We start from the raw sequence: 19,097 nt of genomic DNA, 5'->3' as shown, positions 1-19,097 counted from the left end.
TGAAAGTATGATAAAATTAATATATTAACTAATGAATCCAAAGGAGGATCACTGTGGATAATTTAACCTTATCATACATAATCATTTATGTATTTGTGTTCATCTTCGGAGCATGCATAGGCAGTTTTCTTAACGTCTGCATATACCGATTGCCGAAAAATGAAAGTCTTATCAAGCGAAATTCTCACTGTATGACCTGCGGTGAGCCGATCAAACGGCGTGACCTAATACCGATAGTAAGCTGGTGCATACTTCGTGGAAAGTGTCGAAGCTGCGGTGCAAAGATATCGGCAAGATACACTATAGTTGAAACGCTGAACGCACTGCTCTACTTATGGGTATTCTACCATTTTAATGGAATTTTCAATCCGCTTCGTGCAGCACTTGTCTGTCTGTTATTCTCTGCTCTTATCGTTGTATTCTTCATGGACTGGGACACTCAGCTTATCAACACATATGTGGTGATATTCATAGGTTTGCTTGGTGTTGCGGAATACATCTTCTGCAAAGATCAGACGGGACTTACGCTTAAATCACACTTGATCGGATTTTTCATTGTGAGCGTGCCTTTGCTTATTATTTGTCTTATCACACATGAGAAAGCAATGGGCATGGGAGATGTATATCTCATGGCAGCAGCAGGGTTGTTTCTCGGAATGCAGGGTGCTTTGGTAGCGCTTCTTATCGGACTGATAACAGGCTCGATCGGTGGACTTATCCAGAAGCACCGCAGCGGTGATTCAGTATTTGCATTTGGTCCATATCTCTCCATAGGAATTGCTGTTGCAGCTTTGTACTCAGAGCAGATCGGTTCATGGTACATGGACTTTACTGGTCTTAACGAGATGATGAACGAAGCAATGCTGATAATAAGATAATTGCACAAATTCCGCAGTTTGATACTGCGGAATTTTTTTGCTCAAAAAATCCTCTTAATAGAAGTTTTCTGTTAAGGGGATTTTTTCAGCAAGGCTGTACAATAATATACAGCCGCTGAAAACTAAAATTTATGATGGATCACTAGTATAAAGCTTATCATCTTTAAACCAGTATTCATATTCTCCACCATTATTGGTTAAATTTACAGTAGCACTGGTCCAACCTATCTGAAGATTAATAGTATCACTGTAGAAAAGTATTTCCAAATCCGTACCAACCTTTAACTGATCATTCATATAACTGCCCCAATATGTTGAAGTACGAATAACCTGACCTGTCACCTCGAAATCAACAGGATTACCACTGCATACAATATGATTACCATTTGAAGGCTTGGTGAGAATATGAACCTTTATTCTCGATGAACCACTAGGCAATGTTGGTTTATCCTTGAATTGTGCTACAAAAACAGTGTCAGATGTTATAGGGGTAGAACTGATATCATCACTCTTACCCTCTACAACCCACTTATCAAATATTTTTGTTGTATCTGACGGAACAGGGATAGCACCTGGATAAGTTGCATACTGTCCATCAGAAACATAAATAGTTGAGGCATTTATTAAAGAACCATTTAATTTAAACTCAACCTTATGCTTGTTCTGTACAACTGGAACGAAAACAACTGAGCTATCTGTAATAGAAACATCAGTAAGACCCTTTGAGTTATCTGATTTGTATACCCACTTAACAAAATCCTGTTTTATAGTATCCATGTCAGTTGGAATTCCCGGGTCATTTGCAAAGTCGCCATCATAGACTTTTGTTGTTGTAAATGTAGAACCGTTGATATTCTCAAACGTTACATTAAATTGGGCTTTCGGTGCAACAGGCGGATAAACACAGGAGAATACCATATCCTTATTTATTGTTACGCCTGTTGTAAAATCAGCAACGTTATTCTTGCTGTCTACCCAATAAGGCGTGCCATAACCTGTTCTTGATGACATAGAAGGTGGAGCTTTATAAACTGTACCCGCCTTGACAGACTTAGTATCTATCTGTTTACCACGAAGCGTTGGTTCAGGGTCGCTTGCAGAGTAGATAAACTTTACACTGTATGTTTTTGAACTTGAAACTGTTGTCTTATCATAGAAAATATAAGTATATTTGTTTGAAGCGTCAGAGCTGTAATACTTTTCCTGCTGAGCTGTGCAACCTGCAGGAGCAGTAGTTGCCCGAGGATATGTGACATAATCAGGAGCTACAGAGAAATCTTTATAGTCATTAACATTGTATGAATCGCCTTCATCTATGTTAATATTTGTGAGATTTACTGCTGCGTCCTTTTTATACTTTGTTTTCGTAAAAGTATAGCTTCCGTTCTCATATGTTGGCTGATAGGCTGTAAGAGAAACGTCGAGAGTATACATTTCCTCAATTTTGCTGATACTTGCACCGATATCAAACTTATAATTGTCGTAAAAATCAACGCCTCTTGCAACAGCAGAATTATTAAAGTTTAAGCCCTCTGTATTTACCTTACCTACATTGAGTATACAGCCTTTTGCACCCATTCTCTTTGCAGCTGTATCCGTGTCGCTGCCTGAATAGTTTTTCAGACTATAGCCACGAAGATTATTATTGTCAATAACGATACAATTTGAATAGGTCACACCGCTTGCACCGATAGTACCAGAGGTTGAAACATCAGGCACACCAATATAATCTTTAAGCACAAGAACATTGGTCGAATATCTAAGCTCATCATCAAGATAGTCTATAAGACCTGAACCTATGACATTGCTTTCCATTGTTGCATCAGCGTCATGATAAACGTTATTTGCAGGTTTGATCATATTAAGGATAGCTCCGAGGATCACGCCGAAAATCGTTACCACAACGATAAGCTCAACAAGGGTAAAACCCTTGCGGTTTTTATTCATTTTCAAGATCCTCCCTCCTTATGGTGTTGATTGTGCATCGTCATATTCAGCCTGGTTTTTGTAATCAGAGCCACCCATATAATGGATAACTACATAACCTGTAGCTTTACCTGACGCATCTTTTTCAAGATAATGGTCAAAGGTCGCATCTGTGATCTTAAATGCAGCTGCATCGGCTGTTGGAGTGCTGCTGTAAAGATCAGATGACTGTGAGAAGCCGAAATAATCGCTTCCTGTTACGCCTGAAAGCACAACGCCAAACTGCTGATTTCCACCGTCACCGATAGGGATAAGAAGTGAATTTCCTGATGAGTTATTATTTACATCAAAGAACTTTCCGCCTGTAAGCTCAGGCGTAAGAGCATAGAAATTCATATCTGCCCCTGAATTGTTATAAAACTTTACCCAGTAAACGCTCTTTTCAGGATTAGGCGTAATGTTTATGTCCTTACCCTGAAGAAATTTGAGCTGATAGCCTGCGTCTTCATCAATATTATTAAGCTTTGCTTTAAAGCCATAGGCTGTAGTATTGAACTTTATACCGCTTCCAAAGTCTGCCTCAAGGGCAAACTCATTTGTAGTTTTGCCACTTGAAGAGAACTTGTTTACCTTCAACTCGTTCATATTGACGGTCTTGTTATCATTATACTGCTCGGCATTTACTGCCTGAGTATACATTTCATTGTTGCGGTAGTAGTTTTCAAGATTCTGTTTTTTTGCCGCTACAGCAACTGTAACAAGCATAGCTGACATACCTGACAAAAGTGCCATTGCTATGATGACCTCTACAAGAGTCATACCCTTTTTATTTTTGCTGTTCTTTTTCATGAGTATACTCCTTTCAATTAATAGTGATCATATCTGTCAAGAGTATATCCGAACGCTGAATCGTCCTTACCGCCCTTCGCATTCTGCATTACAGAAGTAGTTGAAGGCTTAGTGTATACATAGAACGCTGTATTGGCGTTACCAAAGCTGTTTGCGATAACTACGCCGACCGCACAGCACTGAACGGTCATTTTTCCGCCTGCTGAGTCTGTTACCACAAGTCCGCCAAGACCGCTTGTTGCGATATTAACGATAGCCTGTGGTGAATAGAATGAGCCCTGGAAGAAGCTTTGATCTGTAGCGTTAAGTGTTGTGTTCTCACCAAACAGGAAGATGATGCTGCTGTTTTTCGGTCTGTAAGAGCCTGCAACATCTACAGATGTAGGGTTGAGAACAAAGCCGCTCTGTGGTAAGCCAGGGTTACCCTTTGTATTATTGAGAACAGAAGAATCAAACATACGAACGTAAGTATCATAATCAAATACCTTAAGTCCCTTAAAGCTATAGTTACAAGCACTAGAGCCTGAATGCTGTGACTTGCCTGTTACTGAGTCGATACCATTAAGTGTAATAGCACTGCCTGAGTCTGAAACAAAATAGCAGTTGTATTTTCTGTCACCTGTAGTCGTATCAATTATAGTTGAACGATTTCTAACAACTATTACAGGTGACCATTCTGCTCCAAGATTAAGACCATTCTGAAGTCTTATAACGATATCACCCGAAGAATCAGAAACATCAACGAGGATCCTTGAACCATTGCCATAATCATTGAACGAAAGATCAGATGCCCATGTACAGCTTGATGTTATTCTCAATTTGTAGCGGCTTGTAACTGGAGTCTTAGCTCCTGTTCCTGTAAGGTCTATTAGCTCAGTAAGCGTGTAGTCAACATTATTCCAATAGCTTGGATCGCTTGCAAAGGTATTGAAAGTTTTAGTGTTTGAGCCATCATAGAAAGCCTGATATTCGTCAGAGATCGTTGTCACATTAGTATCATTGCTCATGAAGAAATCTTCCGGATAATATACATAGGCATCAGCAGATACAGGTATCTGTGGCTTTGCGTCACGACCTGCTTTGCTAAGAACAGCTCCTTCATGAATATTTGAAGCCTGGCAGACAATCTTATCTTTACCCGTGATAGTGCCGGTAACATAAACTGAGCCTGTTACCTTAAGTGACTTTGTGACATTAAGATCACCCTCGACATAGAGAGAGCCATTGATCGTCTGACCATTTGCACCAAATGTTGCATCGCCATTATAAGCACCTGCGCCCTTATAAACGTAGAAGTTACCATACTGTGTATAGTCATTTCCGCCGATGTTAGCTTCACAGCAGAACAAATCGACATCAAAACCTGAAGAACCAACGTCCATATGGTTTGAAGTGGAAAGCTTCTGACCGATATTAACATAGTTATATCCGTCTGCTCTTGCCATTGTGGAGTTGATGTGGAATTCATTTGAAACATCAAGGTTTTCAGAAATTGTAACAGTTGAACCCTGCTTTTCATCTACAAGACTAGGCTTGAGCATGATAAGAGGCTGAGTTGAAACCTCCAAAGAACCATACATAAGATAAGAACCATAGATACTAGTATTGTTTGTAAATCTATAAACCTTACCAGTGGTATTATTGATACCAGCCATATCACCGATAACGTTAAGGTTATCGTAACCTGCACCGCCGTTACCAACAAGCTCGATAGTATTTGTATATTCGGCAGGCTTTGTAACTGACTGCGTGGAAATATGAGCTGCTACCTTTTCAGTTTTTCCCAGATAAGTAGTTTCACAGGTAACAACGATATTTGCAACACTTGTACCCTCCTGTGCTACAGTTATCTTTGTGGTACCGATATTATCGCTTTTACCATTTGATCCATTATAGCTGACATTAGTAGTTGTACCCTTTCCGCTATTAGCACTTGCCAGCTTTTTAAGGTTATCTATGGCCTTTTTCTGCTGAGCCTTTGCAGTAGGGTCATTGGTTGGAGCAGTATCAGTCTGTATCTGATTAATAAAGCTTTCAAGAGTAGATGAAGCTGTCAGATAAGCCTGTTTGCTCTTATAGTTATCATTTGTTTTTGTCCTGTTTACCGAAACAAAAGAAACAGTTGCAGTCAAAAGTATTGACAGCATGAGCATGACAGCAACCGCTGTGAAAAGCACGACTCCGGGTTTGTTTCTTTGTTTCCTCTTCGGAGTATTCTTCATATTAACCACCTTTCTTAGTTTTATTATCACTTATGCTATACTTTTTTCATTTTACACAGGTTGATTACTTATATAAAATTTTTAATCATTATATAGCACTAATTGGCAGGATAAGAAATATTCCTTATCCTACCAAATAGTTTTCTTTTAGCTGGCAGAAGGATCAGCAAGCTTCTTCAGAACGTACATATTCAGTGTCATAGAGCCTGAGATCTCGCTCTCGTTGACATTTTCAATGCTAACATTCTCGATCACCATGCTCTTTTCGTTGTTTGTCGTCAGGTTGTCAGCAAAATTCTTGAAACCTGAAAGTGAGCTTTTGAACTGAATGTTAAGGCTATAGTAACCTATTGTCTGTGCAGCTGTTTCATTGGTATCAGCTGCATTTGCATCTGCATTAGCGTCTGCAGCTGATGAATCAGCTGTGCTTCCATTATTGTATTCATCTACCTTAGTGTCAAAATCAGTAGCTGTTGCTGTTGACTCATAAGCAAAAGGCGAAAGAACTGTGCTGCCGTATGATGAAATAGTCATATTGGAGTTTTTGATCTTTACATCATCAACATTAAAAAGCTCACGAACCTTATCAGTAGCCTTGTATGCTACCTGATAATCATAGAAGTTAGCTGCGACCTGTGAGGTGCTTGTGTAAAGTGTCTGAATCTCAGCGGCAAGGTTCTTATCCTTGTCTACCTGATCTTCAAGCTCGCTGAGCTGTACCTTTGCTGATTCCAGGTCACTGCTTGCCTGACTACACTCATCAATGGCAGGCTTAATAAAAAGCATAAAACCTGCAACAATTATAAGCAGTACGAATACCACTATCAAAATCATTTTATCACGATAATTCAACTTCATAATTATTCACCCTCGCCCTCTTCTTTAAGATAAAGTGTCAGCGAATCAAGCGTTACGCCTGAGCTGCCGTCTTCACCGATCGAATATCCGTTGTATCCTACATCTTCCTGGAAGAGTCCTGTACCTACAAGGGCATCGATTGCTGTTTTTACATCTGACTGATCATCAAGCTCAACCTTAGTAAGTGTTACTGTACCAGCTTCAAGGTTATATGTAAAGCCTTCATACTTGAAAGAACCAAGAGCTTCCTTGATGTCGTCAAACATCTCACTTGACACGACCGGAAGTGTTTCAAGAGCTGCATTTGCTGATGTAACATAGTTTGAATAATCCTGCATGATCTTCATCTTATTGTGAAGTATCTGGTTCTGAGCGATCTTCTCATTGCAAACAGCTATCTTATCATTAGTCTTGTCTATATCTTTCTCGATAGAACTCTTCCTGAGATTAATAACAAGTGTTGCACCTGCGATAAGCACTGCGGCTGCCGCAGCGAAGATACCGCCTGTCATGAGCAGCGAACCCATTCCGCTGTTGCCGCCCTTACCTGTGGACTGATCGACTTCGAGGAGGTTGATCTTCTCTGTTGCCTTGTTTCTCTTATAGAGAGCACCGATAGCATTAGCGAATACTGTAAACTCGAAGTTCTCGAAACCTGTGATCTGAGCAGGCACACCGAGAACGGAAGCCTTTATATCAAGACCGTCAAGAGCGTCAACGAGTTTGATGTAGTCCTCGATAAAGCCATAGAGAATAACATTTTCAAGTCCTGAACCGCCTCTTGCCTTATTGAACTGCTCCATTCTGAAGATGTTCTCGTTAAGAGCTTCAGTGATATAATCGTCAGAATCATAATCATCTTCTGAGATAGGAACGTATCTGGCGAATGCCATCTGTCCATTCTCAAAAAGTGTAAGACCAAGGAAGTTCTTATCGATCTGGCAAACCAACAATGGCATTTTCTCCATGTTGGACTTGTCAGCAAGAACGATTCTTGCGATAGAGTTACATCCGATGTTAACAGATCTGAGGTTCATGCCCATAATGTTATAAAGCTTTCTGTAGCTTTCAACTATCGTACTAGGGCAAGCTGTTGCAAGTACCTTCACTGCGCCAGGATTATCCTCGCCTGCTTCACCTACTACTGTATATGAGATAGAATACTCATCTGTGATACCCATTTCCTGGCTCATATGGTTCTGTACCATAAGCAGGAACTCATTACCCTTTGCCTTTGGAACTACAAGCTCCTTGAATACGATGTTGCTCGATGAAAAAGTAACGATAGCGTCCTTATCCATCATATCCTCAGCCTTGATCTGAGTGAGCAGTAACTCGGACAGACCTGAAAGGCTGATGACCTCACCGTTAAGGATCATATCCTCAGGAACGTCTACCTGCAAAGATCTTTCGATCCTTATCTTGTTAGAGGAGTTATCACCTTTAACAATGTTGATTTGTCTATCAGAAATATCAAATGATAGCATTTATTCCTTCACCTCTTAAATTATTTTTCAAAACAAATATCTTCCCTCTCCGTTTTAAAGGAGAGGAGATATTTAAAATTAACGAACATAAAATGCAGACCCTTAGTTTTCCAGACCTGACAATGAACCGTAGAGCAGTGGGAAGATACCCGCAAGGCAAAGACCGATCGCAACACCCATGAATACGATGAGCAATGGTTCCATAAGTCCTACAAGTCTTGTAACGGCTGCGTCTGCTTCTTCCTCATAGTAGTCAGCAGTTTTCTCAAGGATCTCATCGAGAGCACCTGATTCCTCACCGACATAGATGATGGAAGTAAACATTCCTTCAAATATCTCTGTTTTTGCAAGTGACGCTGAAAGCGGTGCGCCCTGCTTAACTTCATCAACTACCTGAATGAACATCTTATCGACATAAGCATTTCCAAGTATTCTTGACGAACGTTCAAGACACTCTACCATTGGGATACCGCTTGAATAAAGTGATGAAAGAGTTCTTGCGAAACGACCCTCGTAGATCTTTACCATAAGCTTTCCGGCGGCAGGCATCTTTATCTTTATGTAGTCAAATTTAAGTCTGACTGACGGTACTTTCAAGGCGTATATCCAACCGAATATCAAAGCAACGACCACGATAAGAATGATATACCATTTTGCCTTGAAAAAGTCACTGAATGAGAAGAGAGCCTTAGAAAGTGCAGGCATCTGATCCTCTGGCATAAGACCTGCAAATATAGGCATGATGAACGTAAACATACCGATTACCATGACGATACAAAGAACGCCAAGTATGATAGGATAAGTCATCGCACTCTTTACCTTATTGTTCAACTTGTTTGAGTTTGCATAGTAATCGCTCAGACGCTGCATTGTCATATCAAGCGTACCTGAGGTCTCACCTGCGTCTACCATTGAGATGAAAAAGTCCGGAAAGCTTCCTCTTCTTGTATCGAGGGCCTCGGTAAAGCTCTGACCTTTCTGAACATCGTCATAAACGCTTCTCCAAACATCCTTTGCACCCTTATTCTCCTCTTCCTTATAGAGAATGTCGAGCGCTTTAACAATGGTAAGACCCGATGTCATCATTGCCGCAAGCTGACGGCAGCAGAAAGCAAGTTCCTTAGTATTGAACTTGTGCACAGATTGTTTGCCTGCACCGCCCAATGCTTCTGTATAACTTATACAGAAAAGACCTTGTTCGTGGATCTTGTCCAGTACTTCCTGTGCATCCTCAGCCTCATAGATACCCTTTATGGTTTTTCCCGAGGTATCCTTAGCAACATAGGAAAATTTCTTCATAATATGTAGATACACCTCCACTTATTTATACATTTTGTGCATTCATAACAAAAAACTTTAAAAATACACAAAACGCATTTTTATAATTATAACATTATTTTCATCTTTTCGCAAGTGATTGAGTGCTTTTTAAGCGTTAATTTATTTACAAAATAATCTTCACAAATTTATCGAATTTGTACAAATAGAATAATTAAACTAACATTTTAAATAATATTTAACACTTAAAGCGAGTTCATACAGATTTCTGATAGTAAATACTCTTATTTATGTTCAAATAATACAATTTATACTTTATTATCTGTCTTGCCCGCACTAAAAGATTTCATACTTTTGAGAATGACAGGATGCTTATGAACATACACTTTATAGGCTATCAGATAGAAACAATAGGACGCTGCAAGAAGAAGTCCTATGCCGATTATCACGCTTACAAGGTAGTTCATGCCCATGCCTTCATTCAGCCATATACACGGATAATAAAGCACCTTATAGAAGATATCTCCCTTGCCCTCCTGACTGAATGAATCCCTGAATATTGCAGGAATAAAATACACTAGAAGCATAAGAAGATACACTATTGTAATATTGACCCAGCTCCAATTTTCATATGCGGCATGGCGTTTGCCGTCGTCATAAAAAAGTCTTAGGAAAAATATAAGCATGACCGCAAAGCCTATAAATGAGTCTACATTACTATTTGTCATAAAGCTTTTGAAAGCAGATGTGCTTGACGGAAAGACCGTAACCAGAGCCGGTATCAGCACAATGCCAGCAAAGGCCGAAAACAGCGTAAGAACGACCATTATCCCAATTCTCGACAGAATGTACTTTAAAAATTTTATTGCCTCCATAACTACCTCCGTTTTATTCTTTTACTTTATAAAGTCTTTATGCTTTACATCTCATCTTACGCAATAAAGTTTCCAAACTTTACGTCTTTCAATTATCTGACATAGTTTTATCAAAGAGTTTATCCACAAGCTCTCTTAGATATATATTTTCTGTACGCTCAAGTTTAGGGTCTGCGTTTCTGATAAGCTGTGCGGCTTCCTGTGCTTTTCTTAGTATATCCATATCCTGTGACATATCCGCTATCTTCAATGCAGGAAGGCCATGCTGTCTGCTTCCGAAAAAGTCACCGGGACCTCTGAGTTTAAGATCTTCCTCAGATATCTTAAAGCCGTCGTTAGTCTTGCCCAAAATTTTAAGTCTTTTCACGCTATCCTCATTCACGTTGTCTGTAATGAGGATACAACTTGATCTATATTTACCTCTTCCCACACGACCACGAAGCTGGTGAAGCTGGGAAAGACCAAATCTGTCAGCATTTTCTATTACCATTATTGCCGCATTAGGCACGTCAACACCTACCTCCACAACTGTTGTGGAAACGAGCAGGTCTATTTTATGCTCCTTGAAGTCGTTCATGACCTGTTCTTTCTGAGCACCGCTCATTCTGCCGTGAAGAAGTCCCACAGTGTAATCTTTAAACGTACCCTGAGAAAGCTTTTTAACATAGGTCTTAACGTCCTGCAAGTCCATATCACTTTCCTCTATCATTGGACAGACTATATAACCCTGTCTGCCCTCGTCAAGATATTTTTTAACATAGTTAAAAGCACGCTCGCGAAGCTTTCCTGTAACGGCATATGTTTCAACGGGCTGTCTGCCCTTAGGAAGCTCTTTCAGTACAGAAATATCCAGGTCGCCGTATATCATAAGGGCAAGAGTTCTAGGGATAGGCGTGGCTGACATAACAAGCTTATGGGGATTTTCACCCTTTGAAGCAAGTGCCGCACGCTGTTCAACGCCAAAGCGGTGCTGCTCGTCTGTTATGACAAGGGCAAGCTTTTTGAACTTCGTTGTCTGCTGAACAAGAGCATGTGTTCCCACTGCAACGGCGTATTCACCGTTTTCAAGCCCCTCTTTCACAAGCTTTTTCTGCTTTGCAGTCATAGAGCCTGTGAGCAGTGCCACCTTTACGCCTAGCGGTTCGAGGAAGCCTTTCAAGGTTTCATAATGCTGTTCTGCAAGTATCTCAGTAGGCGCCATAAGTGCGCTCTGACAGCCATTTTCATACACAAAATATGCCGCTCCTGCCGCAACTGCAGTCTTACCCGAGCCAACGTCGCCCTGAACGAGTCTGTTCATAGGCTGTTCTTTCTGCATATCTCTGATACAATCCTCTATGGCGGTTTGCTGGCTGTTTGTAAGGATAAAAGGCAGAGCGTTATAAAAGCTGTCCATATCCTGCGGTTTCAGCACAAAGCCGCTTTTTTCACGGCTTCGGCTTTTCATAAGCTGCATACCAAGCTGCAAAACAAGAAGCTCGTCAAAGACAAGGCGATTTTTCGCAAGCTCGCAGATGTGCATATCTTTTGGAAAATGTATATTCTCCAAAGCATATTCAAGAGAACAGAAATTATACCTTTGCATTATGCTTTTTGGCAGCGGCTCATAGATATTCTTATTAAAAACATTCAGGGCGAGCCTTACTGTTTTTTTGAGCATTTGCTGACTAAGACCCTCTGTGAGGTGATAGACAGGCTGGACTTTATCTTCAGTATCGGCAGAAAGTATCACAGGAGAATTTATCTCTTTTCGCACAAGGTTTCCTGTTATCCTGCCGCAGAGGTAATACTCTTTATCCACTTCAAGCTGTTTATACATATACTCGCTGTTATAGATAACTATTACAAGGTCGGTGACGTCATCGGTAAAAATGACTTTGTACACTGACAGACCCTTTCTGATACGGGCTTCAGGGAGCTTTTTAACTACTCTGCCCTTTACTATGCAAGGCTCGTTAGTTGGTGCGTCGGCTATGGGCACGGGGGAGGTATAATCGATATAACTTCTTGGATAATGACAAAGCAGGTCATAGACCGTTTTCACGCCTAATTTCTCATAACATTCGGCACGCTTTTCCCCAACGCCTTTTAGATACTCTATTGGTTTTTCAAGATCTTTTAACAAATCCTCACCACCTGTCAGCTTTTACTTCACTTAATACGATTATATCATATATCACATAAAAGGTCAATGACTTTTATTCAAATCATACATATTTACGCCATTTTCCCTGTGCGTTTTGCATTTTTGCACAAAAAAAGAACAGATGAAAAAATCATCTGTCCTTGATAAAAACTATATGTTATTATATTTTCTCGCCAAACTCAGAATACTCGATAGAAGCTCTGATGAAATCTCTGAACAGAGGGTGCGCTCTGTTTGGTCTTGACTTGAACTCTGGGTGGAACTGAACACCAACGAACCATGGGTGTACATTCTTTGGAAGCTCTACTATCTCAACAAGCTTTTCGTCAGGTGAAAGGCCTGCAAGCATAAGACCCTTATCTTCAAGAAGCTTTCTGTATTCATTATTAAACTCCCAACGGTGACGATGACGCTCACGGATAAGATTCTGTGGTGCTGAATAGATCTCAGCACATCTTGAATTGTCTGCAAGCTTGCATGGATAAAGGCCAAGTCGCATCGTGCCGCCCTTTTCTGTGATATCCTTCTGTGAATCCATGATATCTATAACAGGATATGGAGTGTCACCAAATTCGGAAGAATTTGCCCCTTCCAGTCCTGCAACGTGTCTTGCGAACTCAACAACAGACATCTGCATACCGAGGCAGATACCGAACATTGGTATCTTATGTTCTCTTGCATATTTGATAGCTTCGATCATGCCCTCGATTCCTCTGTCACCAAAACCGCCCGGTACGATTATGCCGTCGCAGCCGTGGAGCATTTCAGCTACAGTGTTCTCATTGAGATTTTCAGACTGTATCCACTTGATATCAACTTCTGCGCTGTTCTCAAAACCGCCGTGACGGAGAGCTTCTGCTACGGAAAGATAAGCGTCCTCAAGCTCAACATACTTGCCAACAAGACCGATAGTTACTTTCTTGTTACAGCTATGAACTCTGCCTATCATTTCCTGCCACTCTTTAAGGTCTGGCTGTCTGCACTCAAGCTTAAGATGATGACAAACAACATCTGCAAGGCCCTCTTTTTCAAGCCAGAGAGGCACTTCATAAAGTGATGGCGCTGTAAGATTCTGTATAACGTCCTCTGCTCTTACGTTGCAGAAAAGACCTATCTTCTGCTTCATATCCTCAGGTATCTCCATTTCAGAACGAAGAACAAGGATATTAGGCTGGATACCGATAGAAAGCAGTTCCTTTACGGAATGCTGTGTAGGCTTTGATTTAAGCTCCTTTGAGCCTGAGATATAAGGCAGCAGGCACACATGTATAAATACGGAATTTTCTCTTCCAAGCTCGATAGAAGCCTGTCTGATAGCCTCGAGGAATGGTGTGGACTCGATATCGCCAACTGTTCCGCCGATCTCTGTGATAACTATATCTGTGTCAGTTGATTTGCCTACTCTGTAAAGACGATCCTTTATCTCGTTGGTGATATGAGGAACGACCTGAACTGTGCCGCCAAGATAATCTCCTCTTCTCTCCTTATTAAGAACTGTCCAGTATATCTTACCTGTGGTGACATTTGAATTGATAGAAAGATTTTCGTCGATAAATCTCTCATAGTGACCAAGATCAAGGTCAGTTTCCGCACCATCGTCAGTTACGAAAACCTCACCATGCTGATAAGGTGACATTGTGCCTGGATCGACATTTATATACGGGTCAAATTTCTGAATGGTAACGCTGTAGCCCCTTGCTTTTAACAATCTTCCCAGTGACGCAGCGGTTATGCCCTTTCCAAGACCTGATACTACACCGCCTGTTACAAAGACATATTTTGTAGGCATATCATTTCTCCTCCATATATCAAAAATAAAACACAAAAAAATCAGGTGAGATCATGTGGACACAACTCACCTTTTCGCTCTTATTAATATCATAACAAATTTTTATACAAAAGGCAAGTGTTTTTTCTATTTTTCTCTGAATTTTTTATAAATTATCAAATAGCTGCAATAATCTCTTGTAAAATTGTTATAAATTAAAGCGGTTTTATTTGATTTTATAAAAATTGATGTAATTTTAAAGTCAAATTCGTACGAAATTTATGTTGTAATTTGAGGTAAAATAGTATATACTATTATTGTATTATGCTTAAACGAGCTATAGACTTCCGGCTTGCTGACTTTAATCGGAAACGAGGTTTATTTTATGGACAACGACAACAAGAACACCTCCAACACTCAGGGAGATAAGGATTTACAGTCGCTAATATCCAATGCAATAGAAAATAGAAAGATACTTGATGCTTCAAACTCAAACGGACCTACGGGGGTCATACCTATCCCCTCAAAGGAACAGCAGAAAGCTGATCCGACACATGAGTCTGATTCAAAGCAGGATAAGACGCCAAAAAAGAAAAGAGGCTGGAGCAAGAAGAAAAAGACGGGTATTGCTCTTGGAATAATATTTGTAGTATTCATTATTATAATTGCCATTATCGTAGGTTTGTTTTTCCACTACACAGGAATGCTTGACAGAACTAAAGACACTAAGATAAATTCAGGCAGAGCGCCTATAAATTCCAGCGAGCTTACAAGTGAGGCGGATACATTTGACGCAAAGGAAAAAGAGGACGAGCTCAAGGCTCAGCTACAAAAGCAGTCCTCCAAGATATCCAGCGAGGATGTAACGAACATTCTGCTCATTGGCGAGGATATCCGTGATACAGAAGAGGAAAGCCGTGGAAATACTGATGTTATGATGATAATTTCCATAAACACCAAGAACAAGACTATTACAATGACCTCCCTTATGCGTGATATGTACATTTACATGGCGCAGTTTGACGAGGGCAACAGGCTCAACAGCGCTTACTGGCACGGTGGCTGTGAGTATCTTGAACAGTGTATTGAGGATTATTTTGGTATCCAGATAGACAGATACGCAAGAGTGAATTTCTACTCGTTTATAGATATAGTTGAGACTGTAGGTGGTATCGACATGGAAGTGTCAAAGGCTGAAGCCGAGGGCATGAAGAAGCCGATGGCTGAACAGAACAAATACCTTAAAAATAAGAAAGGCACTGACTATATAAGCGACGACATATTTGCGGGCAAGAGTGATGAGGATAAGGTAAAGCTTCATCTTAACGGAAATCAGGCACTTGCGTTTGCAAGACTTAGATATGTAGGAAATTCCGACTATGAGCGTACCGAGCGTCAAAGACGTGTTATCTCAGAGATCATAACCGAATCCAAGAAGCTCAGTCTTGTTCAGCTTGACAAGCTTCTGAACAAAGTCCTTCCTGAGATAAACACAGACCTTACTGATGGTGAGATCGCAAATCTGCTCCTCAATGCTTTTGACTATATGAAATATGATATCCAGCAGCTTAGAATACCTGCTGACGGCTATTTCACAAACGAAGTCATCTATAGCATGGACGTGCTTAATCCGGACTTTGCCGCAAACTCTGCGTTCATTCAATATATAGTTTACGGCAGTTGTAAAAACATTGACGAAGCTATCAAGCAGTATCAGGAAGAAAATGCTTACAACTACAGCTATGACACTGGGTATTACGGCTACTAACTGAATAATTGATATCCGCTTTCCTTTGGGGAGGGCGGATATTTTTTTGCTTCGTGCAAAAAATATAAAAAAATGGTTGACAAATACCCATAAGGGGTATATAATATATATGCAGTAAAAGATACCCCATAAGGGTATTTGATATAGTAAGGAGGCAAAAAACATGGACAACAGAAATGATAAAGAACTGTCATGCGGCTGCTGTGATACTTGCAGGCACAAGCACACTCCTCGTGATGATAAGGAAATAAAACAGCTAAAGAATAGGCTAAGCAGAGTTTCGGGACAAATAAACGGCATTATCAAAATGCTTGACGATAACCGCTACTGCGGAGATATACTCATTCAGGTTGCAGCGGTTGAAAGTGCAATGCAAAGCTTCGGCTATCTTATTTTGCAGGAACACATGAAGACCTGCATGACAGAGGAGATACAAAGTGGCAACACTGAAGTTGTCGATGAAGTATTAGAGCTTATGAAGAAGCTTAAATAGAAAGGCAAATATCTATGAAAAAGTTAAAATTCAATGTAACTGGCATGAGTTGTGCGGCGTGTCAGGCTCATGTGGAAAAGGCTGTGAGTAAGGTCAATGGCGTAATGGACGTAAATGTGAACTTGCTTGCAAACAAAATGACGGTGGATCTTGACGAGGGCGTAACTAACGCTCAAGCGGTCATAAATGCTGTTGAAAGTGCAGGATATGGAGCAAGCGAGATAGGCGACAAAGAAAACAAAACTGCATCACCTGTTGCGGCGGCTCAGGACGAAAGTAAAAAGATGAAGAAACGTCTGTGGTGGTCTGTGGGATTTTTGATACCGCTGTTCTATATTTGCATGGGACACATGGCGAACATACCTATACCTCCTATTTTTGCAGGGCACAAAAACATGATGATATACGCAATCACTCAGCTTTTGCTCACAGTGCCTATCATTGCAATAAACTTTCACTATTTTTCAAACGGCTTCAAAAATCTTATCCACCGCTCCCCTAACATGGACAGCCTTATAGCTCTTGGTGCGGCGGCTTCATTCATATACAGTGTTTACGGCACTTACAGAATGGCTTACTTTATGGGCAGGGGCGACCTTGGCTCGGCACATGAGTATATGATGAATCTATATTACGAGTCATGCGGCATGATACTCACACTTATCACTGTGGGAAAATATCTTGAGGCTCGCTCAAAAGACAAGACGGCTAATGCTGTGAACAAGCTTGTGCGCCTTGCGCCTAAGACGGCAGTTGTTATCCGTGACAGCGAGGAGGTGGAAGTTCCTGCGGAGAGCGTAATGGTGGGAGATGTATTCCTGCTCAAAGCTGGCTGGTCTGTGCCATGTGACGGAGTTCTTATTGATGGAAACTGCACTGTTGACCAATCTGCACTCACAGGCGAGAGCATACCTGTAGACAAGGCAGTGGGTGACAGAGTTATGAGTGCAAGCGTATCGGCTGGCGGTTTTGCTAAGGTAAGGTGTGAGAAGCAAGCTAAAGACTCAACACTTTCACAGATAATCGCACTCGTTGAGGACGCTTCTGCTTCAAAAGCGCCTGTAGCAAGGCTTGCAGACAAGATAAGCGCTGTGTTCGTGCCTATAGTTATAACGATAGCTCTTATTTCACTGATAGTTTGGCTGCTGCTTGGCTATAGCTTCGCATTTGCTCTTAACATGGCAATATCAGTGCTTGTTATATCCTGCCCATGCTCATTGGGACTTGCAACGCCCACTGCAATAATGGTAGGAACGGGTAAAGCGGCACAGTTCGGTATCCTAATAAAATCCGCTGAAAGCCTTGAAACTGCTCACAGCATTGACACTGTTGTTCTTGACAAAACAGGTACTTGCACAGAAGGCAAGCCTGAGCTTATTTCAGCGCAAGCGTTTGGTGATTTTGATGTTTCAGAGCTTAAAAAGCTTTGTGGCTCGGCAGAAAGCGGTTCATCGCACCCGCTTGCAAAGGCTGTTACAGGCCACTGCAAGACAAATGGCATTGAACTCTTCCCTGCTGAAAGCTACACAGAAACAGCAGGCGGTGGTATATCGGCTGTTGTTGAGGGCAGAAACGTTCTTATCGGTAACAAGCGGCTTATGGACAACAGCGGAGTTGACATATCGATGGTTGAGGAAACGGCTCATGCTCACGCTGACAATGGTGAGATACCACTTTATGCAGCGATCGACAACAAACTTGCAGGCATTCTGTTCATTGCAGACAAGATAAAAGAGACAAGTGCAGAGGCTATAGAGGGCTTCAAAAAGGCAGGAATTGAAACTGTAATGCTCACAGGGGACAACGAGAAAACAGCTAGAGCAATACAGAAAAAGCTTGGCATTTCACAGGTAAGATCACAGCTTATGCCTGAGGACAAGGCTACGATAATCAAAGAATTGCAGGAGCAGGGCAAAAAGGTAGCCATGATAGGCGACGGAATAAACGACGCACCTGCCCTTACAACGGCAGATGTTGGAATAGCTATCGGTGCAGGACAGGATATTGCTATCGAATCAGCTGATATCGTGCTTATGAAAAGCGATCTGAATGACGCAGTTACGGCTGTCAAGCTCAGCAGGAGCGTTATGAAGAACATCAAGGAAAACCTTTTCTGGGCGCTTATTTACAACTCGCTTGGTATTCCGCTGGCGGCAGGAGTATTCTACGGCTTGCTTGGCTGGAAGCTCAATCCTATGTTCGGTGCAGCGGCAATGAGTTTAAGCTCAGTTTGCGTTGTGACCAATGCGTTAAGGCTCAATCTTTTTAAAAGTGGCAGAGAAAACAAAGCCGCAAAGGCTGAAATAAATACTAAAACGGAGGACGAAAAAATGAAAAAGGTAATGAAGATCGACGGCATGATGTGTTCACACTGCACAGGCACAGTAACGAAGGTGCTTAATGCGATAGACGGCGTTACAGCAGATGTTTCCCTTGAGGACAAGTGCGCTTACATCACACTTGACAAGGACGTGGCTGACGAGGTGCTTTCTAAGGCGGTGACGGACGCAGGGTATAAGGTAAAGGGGATAAAATAACGCAGATATTTT

At 41.2% G+C, this 19,097-nt stretch carries 13 protein-coding genes; 4 read left to right on the top strand and 9 right to left on the bottom strand.

Going from position 1 to position 19,097, the window contains the following annotated elements:
• The first annotated feature begins 53 nt into the window (after positions 1 to 53).
• Positions 54 to 878 carry an A24 family peptidase gene (locus AB5Z01_RS00965; RefSeq protein ID WP_022286802.1) on the top strand — a complete coding sequence of 275 codons (825 nt, stop codon included), beginning with the start codon at positions 54 to 56 and terminating at the stop codon, positions 876 to 878.
• Positions 879 to 1,007: 129 nt separating this feature from the next.
• Here the strand turns inward: AB5Z01_RS00965 and AB5Z01_RS00960 are convergent, their stop codons facing one another.
• From AB5Z01_RS00960 to AB5Z01_RS00920, 9 genes are all read right to left on the bottom strand, one after another.
• A complete protein-coding gene (locus tag AB5Z01_RS00960; protein WP_368365236.1) occupies positions 1,008 to 2,825 on the bottom strand; it encodes a type II secretion system protein in 1,818 nt (605 codons plus the stop codon).
• 18 nt (positions 2,826 to 2,843) lie between these two features.
• Positions 2,844 to 3,653 carry a type II secretion system protein gene (locus tag AB5Z01_RS00955; protein WP_022286800.1) on the bottom strand — a complete coding sequence of 270 codons (810 nt, stop codon included), beginning with the start codon at positions 3,651 to 3,653 and terminating at the stop codon, positions 2,844 to 2,846.
• Between the two features lie 17 nt (positions 3,654 to 3,670).
• Positions 3,671 to 5,875: a hypothetical protein gene (locus AB5Z01_RS00950; RefSeq protein ID WP_287216158.1), complete on the bottom strand. Its 2,205-nt coding sequence runs from the start codon at positions 5,873 to 5,875 to the stop codon at positions 3,671 to 3,673.
• 147 nt (positions 5,876 to 6,022) lie between these two features.
• The gene (gene gspM, locus AB5Z01_RS00945) at positions 6,023 to 6,733 is read right to left on the bottom strand and encodes a type II secretion system protein GspM (protein WP_287216156.1); all 711 of its coding nucleotides are present in this window, start codon (positions 6,731 to 6,733) and stop codon (positions 6,023 to 6,025) included.
• A 2-nt stretch (positions 6,734 to 6,735) separates the two neighbouring features.
• Entirely contained in the window at positions 6,736 to 8,220 is a 1,485-nt protein-coding gene (pilM, locus tag AB5Z01_RS00940; RefSeq protein WP_287216154.1) for a pilus assembly protein PilM, read from the bottom strand.
• Between the two features lie 102 nt (positions 8,221 to 8,322).
• Complete coding sequence (locus AB5Z01_RS00935; protein WP_022286796.1) at positions 8,323 to 9,519, bottom strand: type II secretion system F family protein; 1,197 nt, start codon at positions 9,517 to 9,519, stop codon at positions 8,323 to 8,325.
• A gap of 287 nt (positions 9,520 to 9,806) precedes the next feature.
• Positions 9,807 to 10,373, bottom strand: a complete 567-nt coding sequence (locus tag AB5Z01_RS00930) for a hypothetical protein (RefSeq protein WP_195220281.1) — start codon at positions 10,371 to 10,373, stop codon at positions 9,807 to 9,809.
• A gap of 88 nt (positions 10,374 to 10,461) precedes the next feature.
• The gene (gene recG / locus AB5Z01_RS00925; protein ID WP_368365209.1) at positions 10,462 to 12,498 is read right to left on the bottom strand and encodes an ATP-dependent DNA helicase RecG; all 2,037 of its coding nucleotides are present in this window, start codon (positions 12,496 to 12,498) and stop codon (positions 10,462 to 10,464) included.
• A gap of 181 nt (positions 12,499 to 12,679) precedes the next feature.
• Positions 12,680 to 14,308: a CTP synthase gene (locus AB5Z01_RS00920; protein WP_022286793.1), complete on the bottom strand. Its 1,629-nt coding sequence runs from the start codon at positions 14,306 to 14,308 to the stop codon at positions 12,680 to 12,682.
• 364 nt (positions 14,309 to 14,672) lie between these two features.
• Here AB5Z01_RS00920 and AB5Z01_RS00915 point away from each other — a divergent pair, with 364 nt between their 5' ends.
• From AB5Z01_RS00915 to AB5Z01_RS00905, 3 genes are all read left to right on the top strand, one after another.
• Positions 14,673 to 16,055, top strand: coding sequence for an LCP family protein (locus AB5Z01_RS00915; protein ID WP_117857785.1), 1,383 nt, complete (start codon positions 14,673 to 14,675; stop codon positions 16,053 to 16,055).
• Between the two features lie 163 nt (positions 16,056 to 16,218).
• Positions 16,219 to 16,548, top strand: coding sequence for a metal-sensing transcriptional repressor (locus AB5Z01_RS00910; RefSeq protein WP_022286791.1), 330 nt, complete (start codon positions 16,219 to 16,221; stop codon positions 16,546 to 16,548).
• Positions 16,549 to 16,562: 14 nt separating this feature from the next.
• Entirely contained in the window at positions 16,563 to 19,085 is a 2,523-nt protein-coding gene (locus tag AB5Z01_RS00905) for a heavy metal translocating P-type ATPase (RefSeq protein WP_368365208.1), read from the top strand.
• The last annotated feature ends 12 nt before the right edge of the window (positions 19,086 to 19,097 follow it).

The sequence above is a fragment of the Ruminococcus sp. RTP21359st1_H3_RTP21359_211015 genome, assembly GCF_040909065.1.
Lineage (GTDB): Bacteria > Bacillota > Clostridia > Oscillospirales > Ruminococcaceae > Hominimerdicola > Hominimerdicola aceti.
This window is presented reverse-complemented; position numbering and strand designations above follow the sequence as displayed.

What these genes read in the sequence shown, in the direction of transcription:
- AB5Z01_RS00935 (WP_022286796.1), bottom strand. Translation starts at nt 9,519, where the DNA reads ATGAAGAAATTTTCCTATGTTGCTAAGGATACCTCGGGAAAAACCATA.
- AB5Z01_RS00920 (WP_022286793.1), bottom strand. Translation starts at nt 14,308, where the DNA reads ATGCCTACAAAATATGTCTTTGTAACAGGCGGTGTAGTATCAGGTCTT.
- AB5Z01_RS00930 (WP_195220281.1), bottom strand. Translation starts at nt 10,373, where the DNA reads ATGGAGGCAATAAAATTTTTAAAGTACATTCTGTCGAGAATTGGGATA.
- gspM (WP_287216156.1), bottom strand. Translation starts at nt 6,733, where the DNA reads ATGAAGTTGAATTATCGTGATAAAATGATTTTGATAGTGGTATTCGTA.
- AB5Z01_RS00960 (WP_368365236.1), bottom strand. Translation starts at nt 2,825, where the DNA reads ATGAATAAAAACCGCAAGGGTTTTACCCTTGTTGAGCTTATCGTTGTG.
- AB5Z01_RS00955 (WP_022286800.1), bottom strand. Translation starts at nt 3,653, where the DNA reads ATGAAAAAGAACAGCAAAAATAAAAAGGGTATGACTCTTGTAGAGGTC.
- AB5Z01_RS00910 (WP_022286791.1), top strand. Translation starts at nt 16,219, where the DNA reads ATGGACAACAGAAATGATAAAGAACTGTCATGCGGCTGCTGTGATACT.
- AB5Z01_RS00915 (WP_117857785.1), top strand. Translation starts at nt 14,673, where the DNA reads ATGGACAACGACAACAAGAACACCTCCAACACTCAGGGAGATAAGGAT.
- AB5Z01_RS00905 (WP_368365208.1), top strand. Translation starts at nt 16,563, where the DNA reads ATGAAAAAGTTAAAATTCAATGTAACTGGCATGAGTTGTGCGGCGTGT.
- pilM (WP_287216154.1), bottom strand. Translation starts at nt 8,220, where the DNA reads ATGCTATCATTTGATATTTCTGATAGACAAATCAACATTGTTAAAGGT.
- AB5Z01_RS00950 (WP_287216158.1), bottom strand. Translation starts at nt 5,875, where the DNA reads ATGAAGAATACTCCGAAGAGGAAACAAAGAAACAAACCCGGAGTCGTG.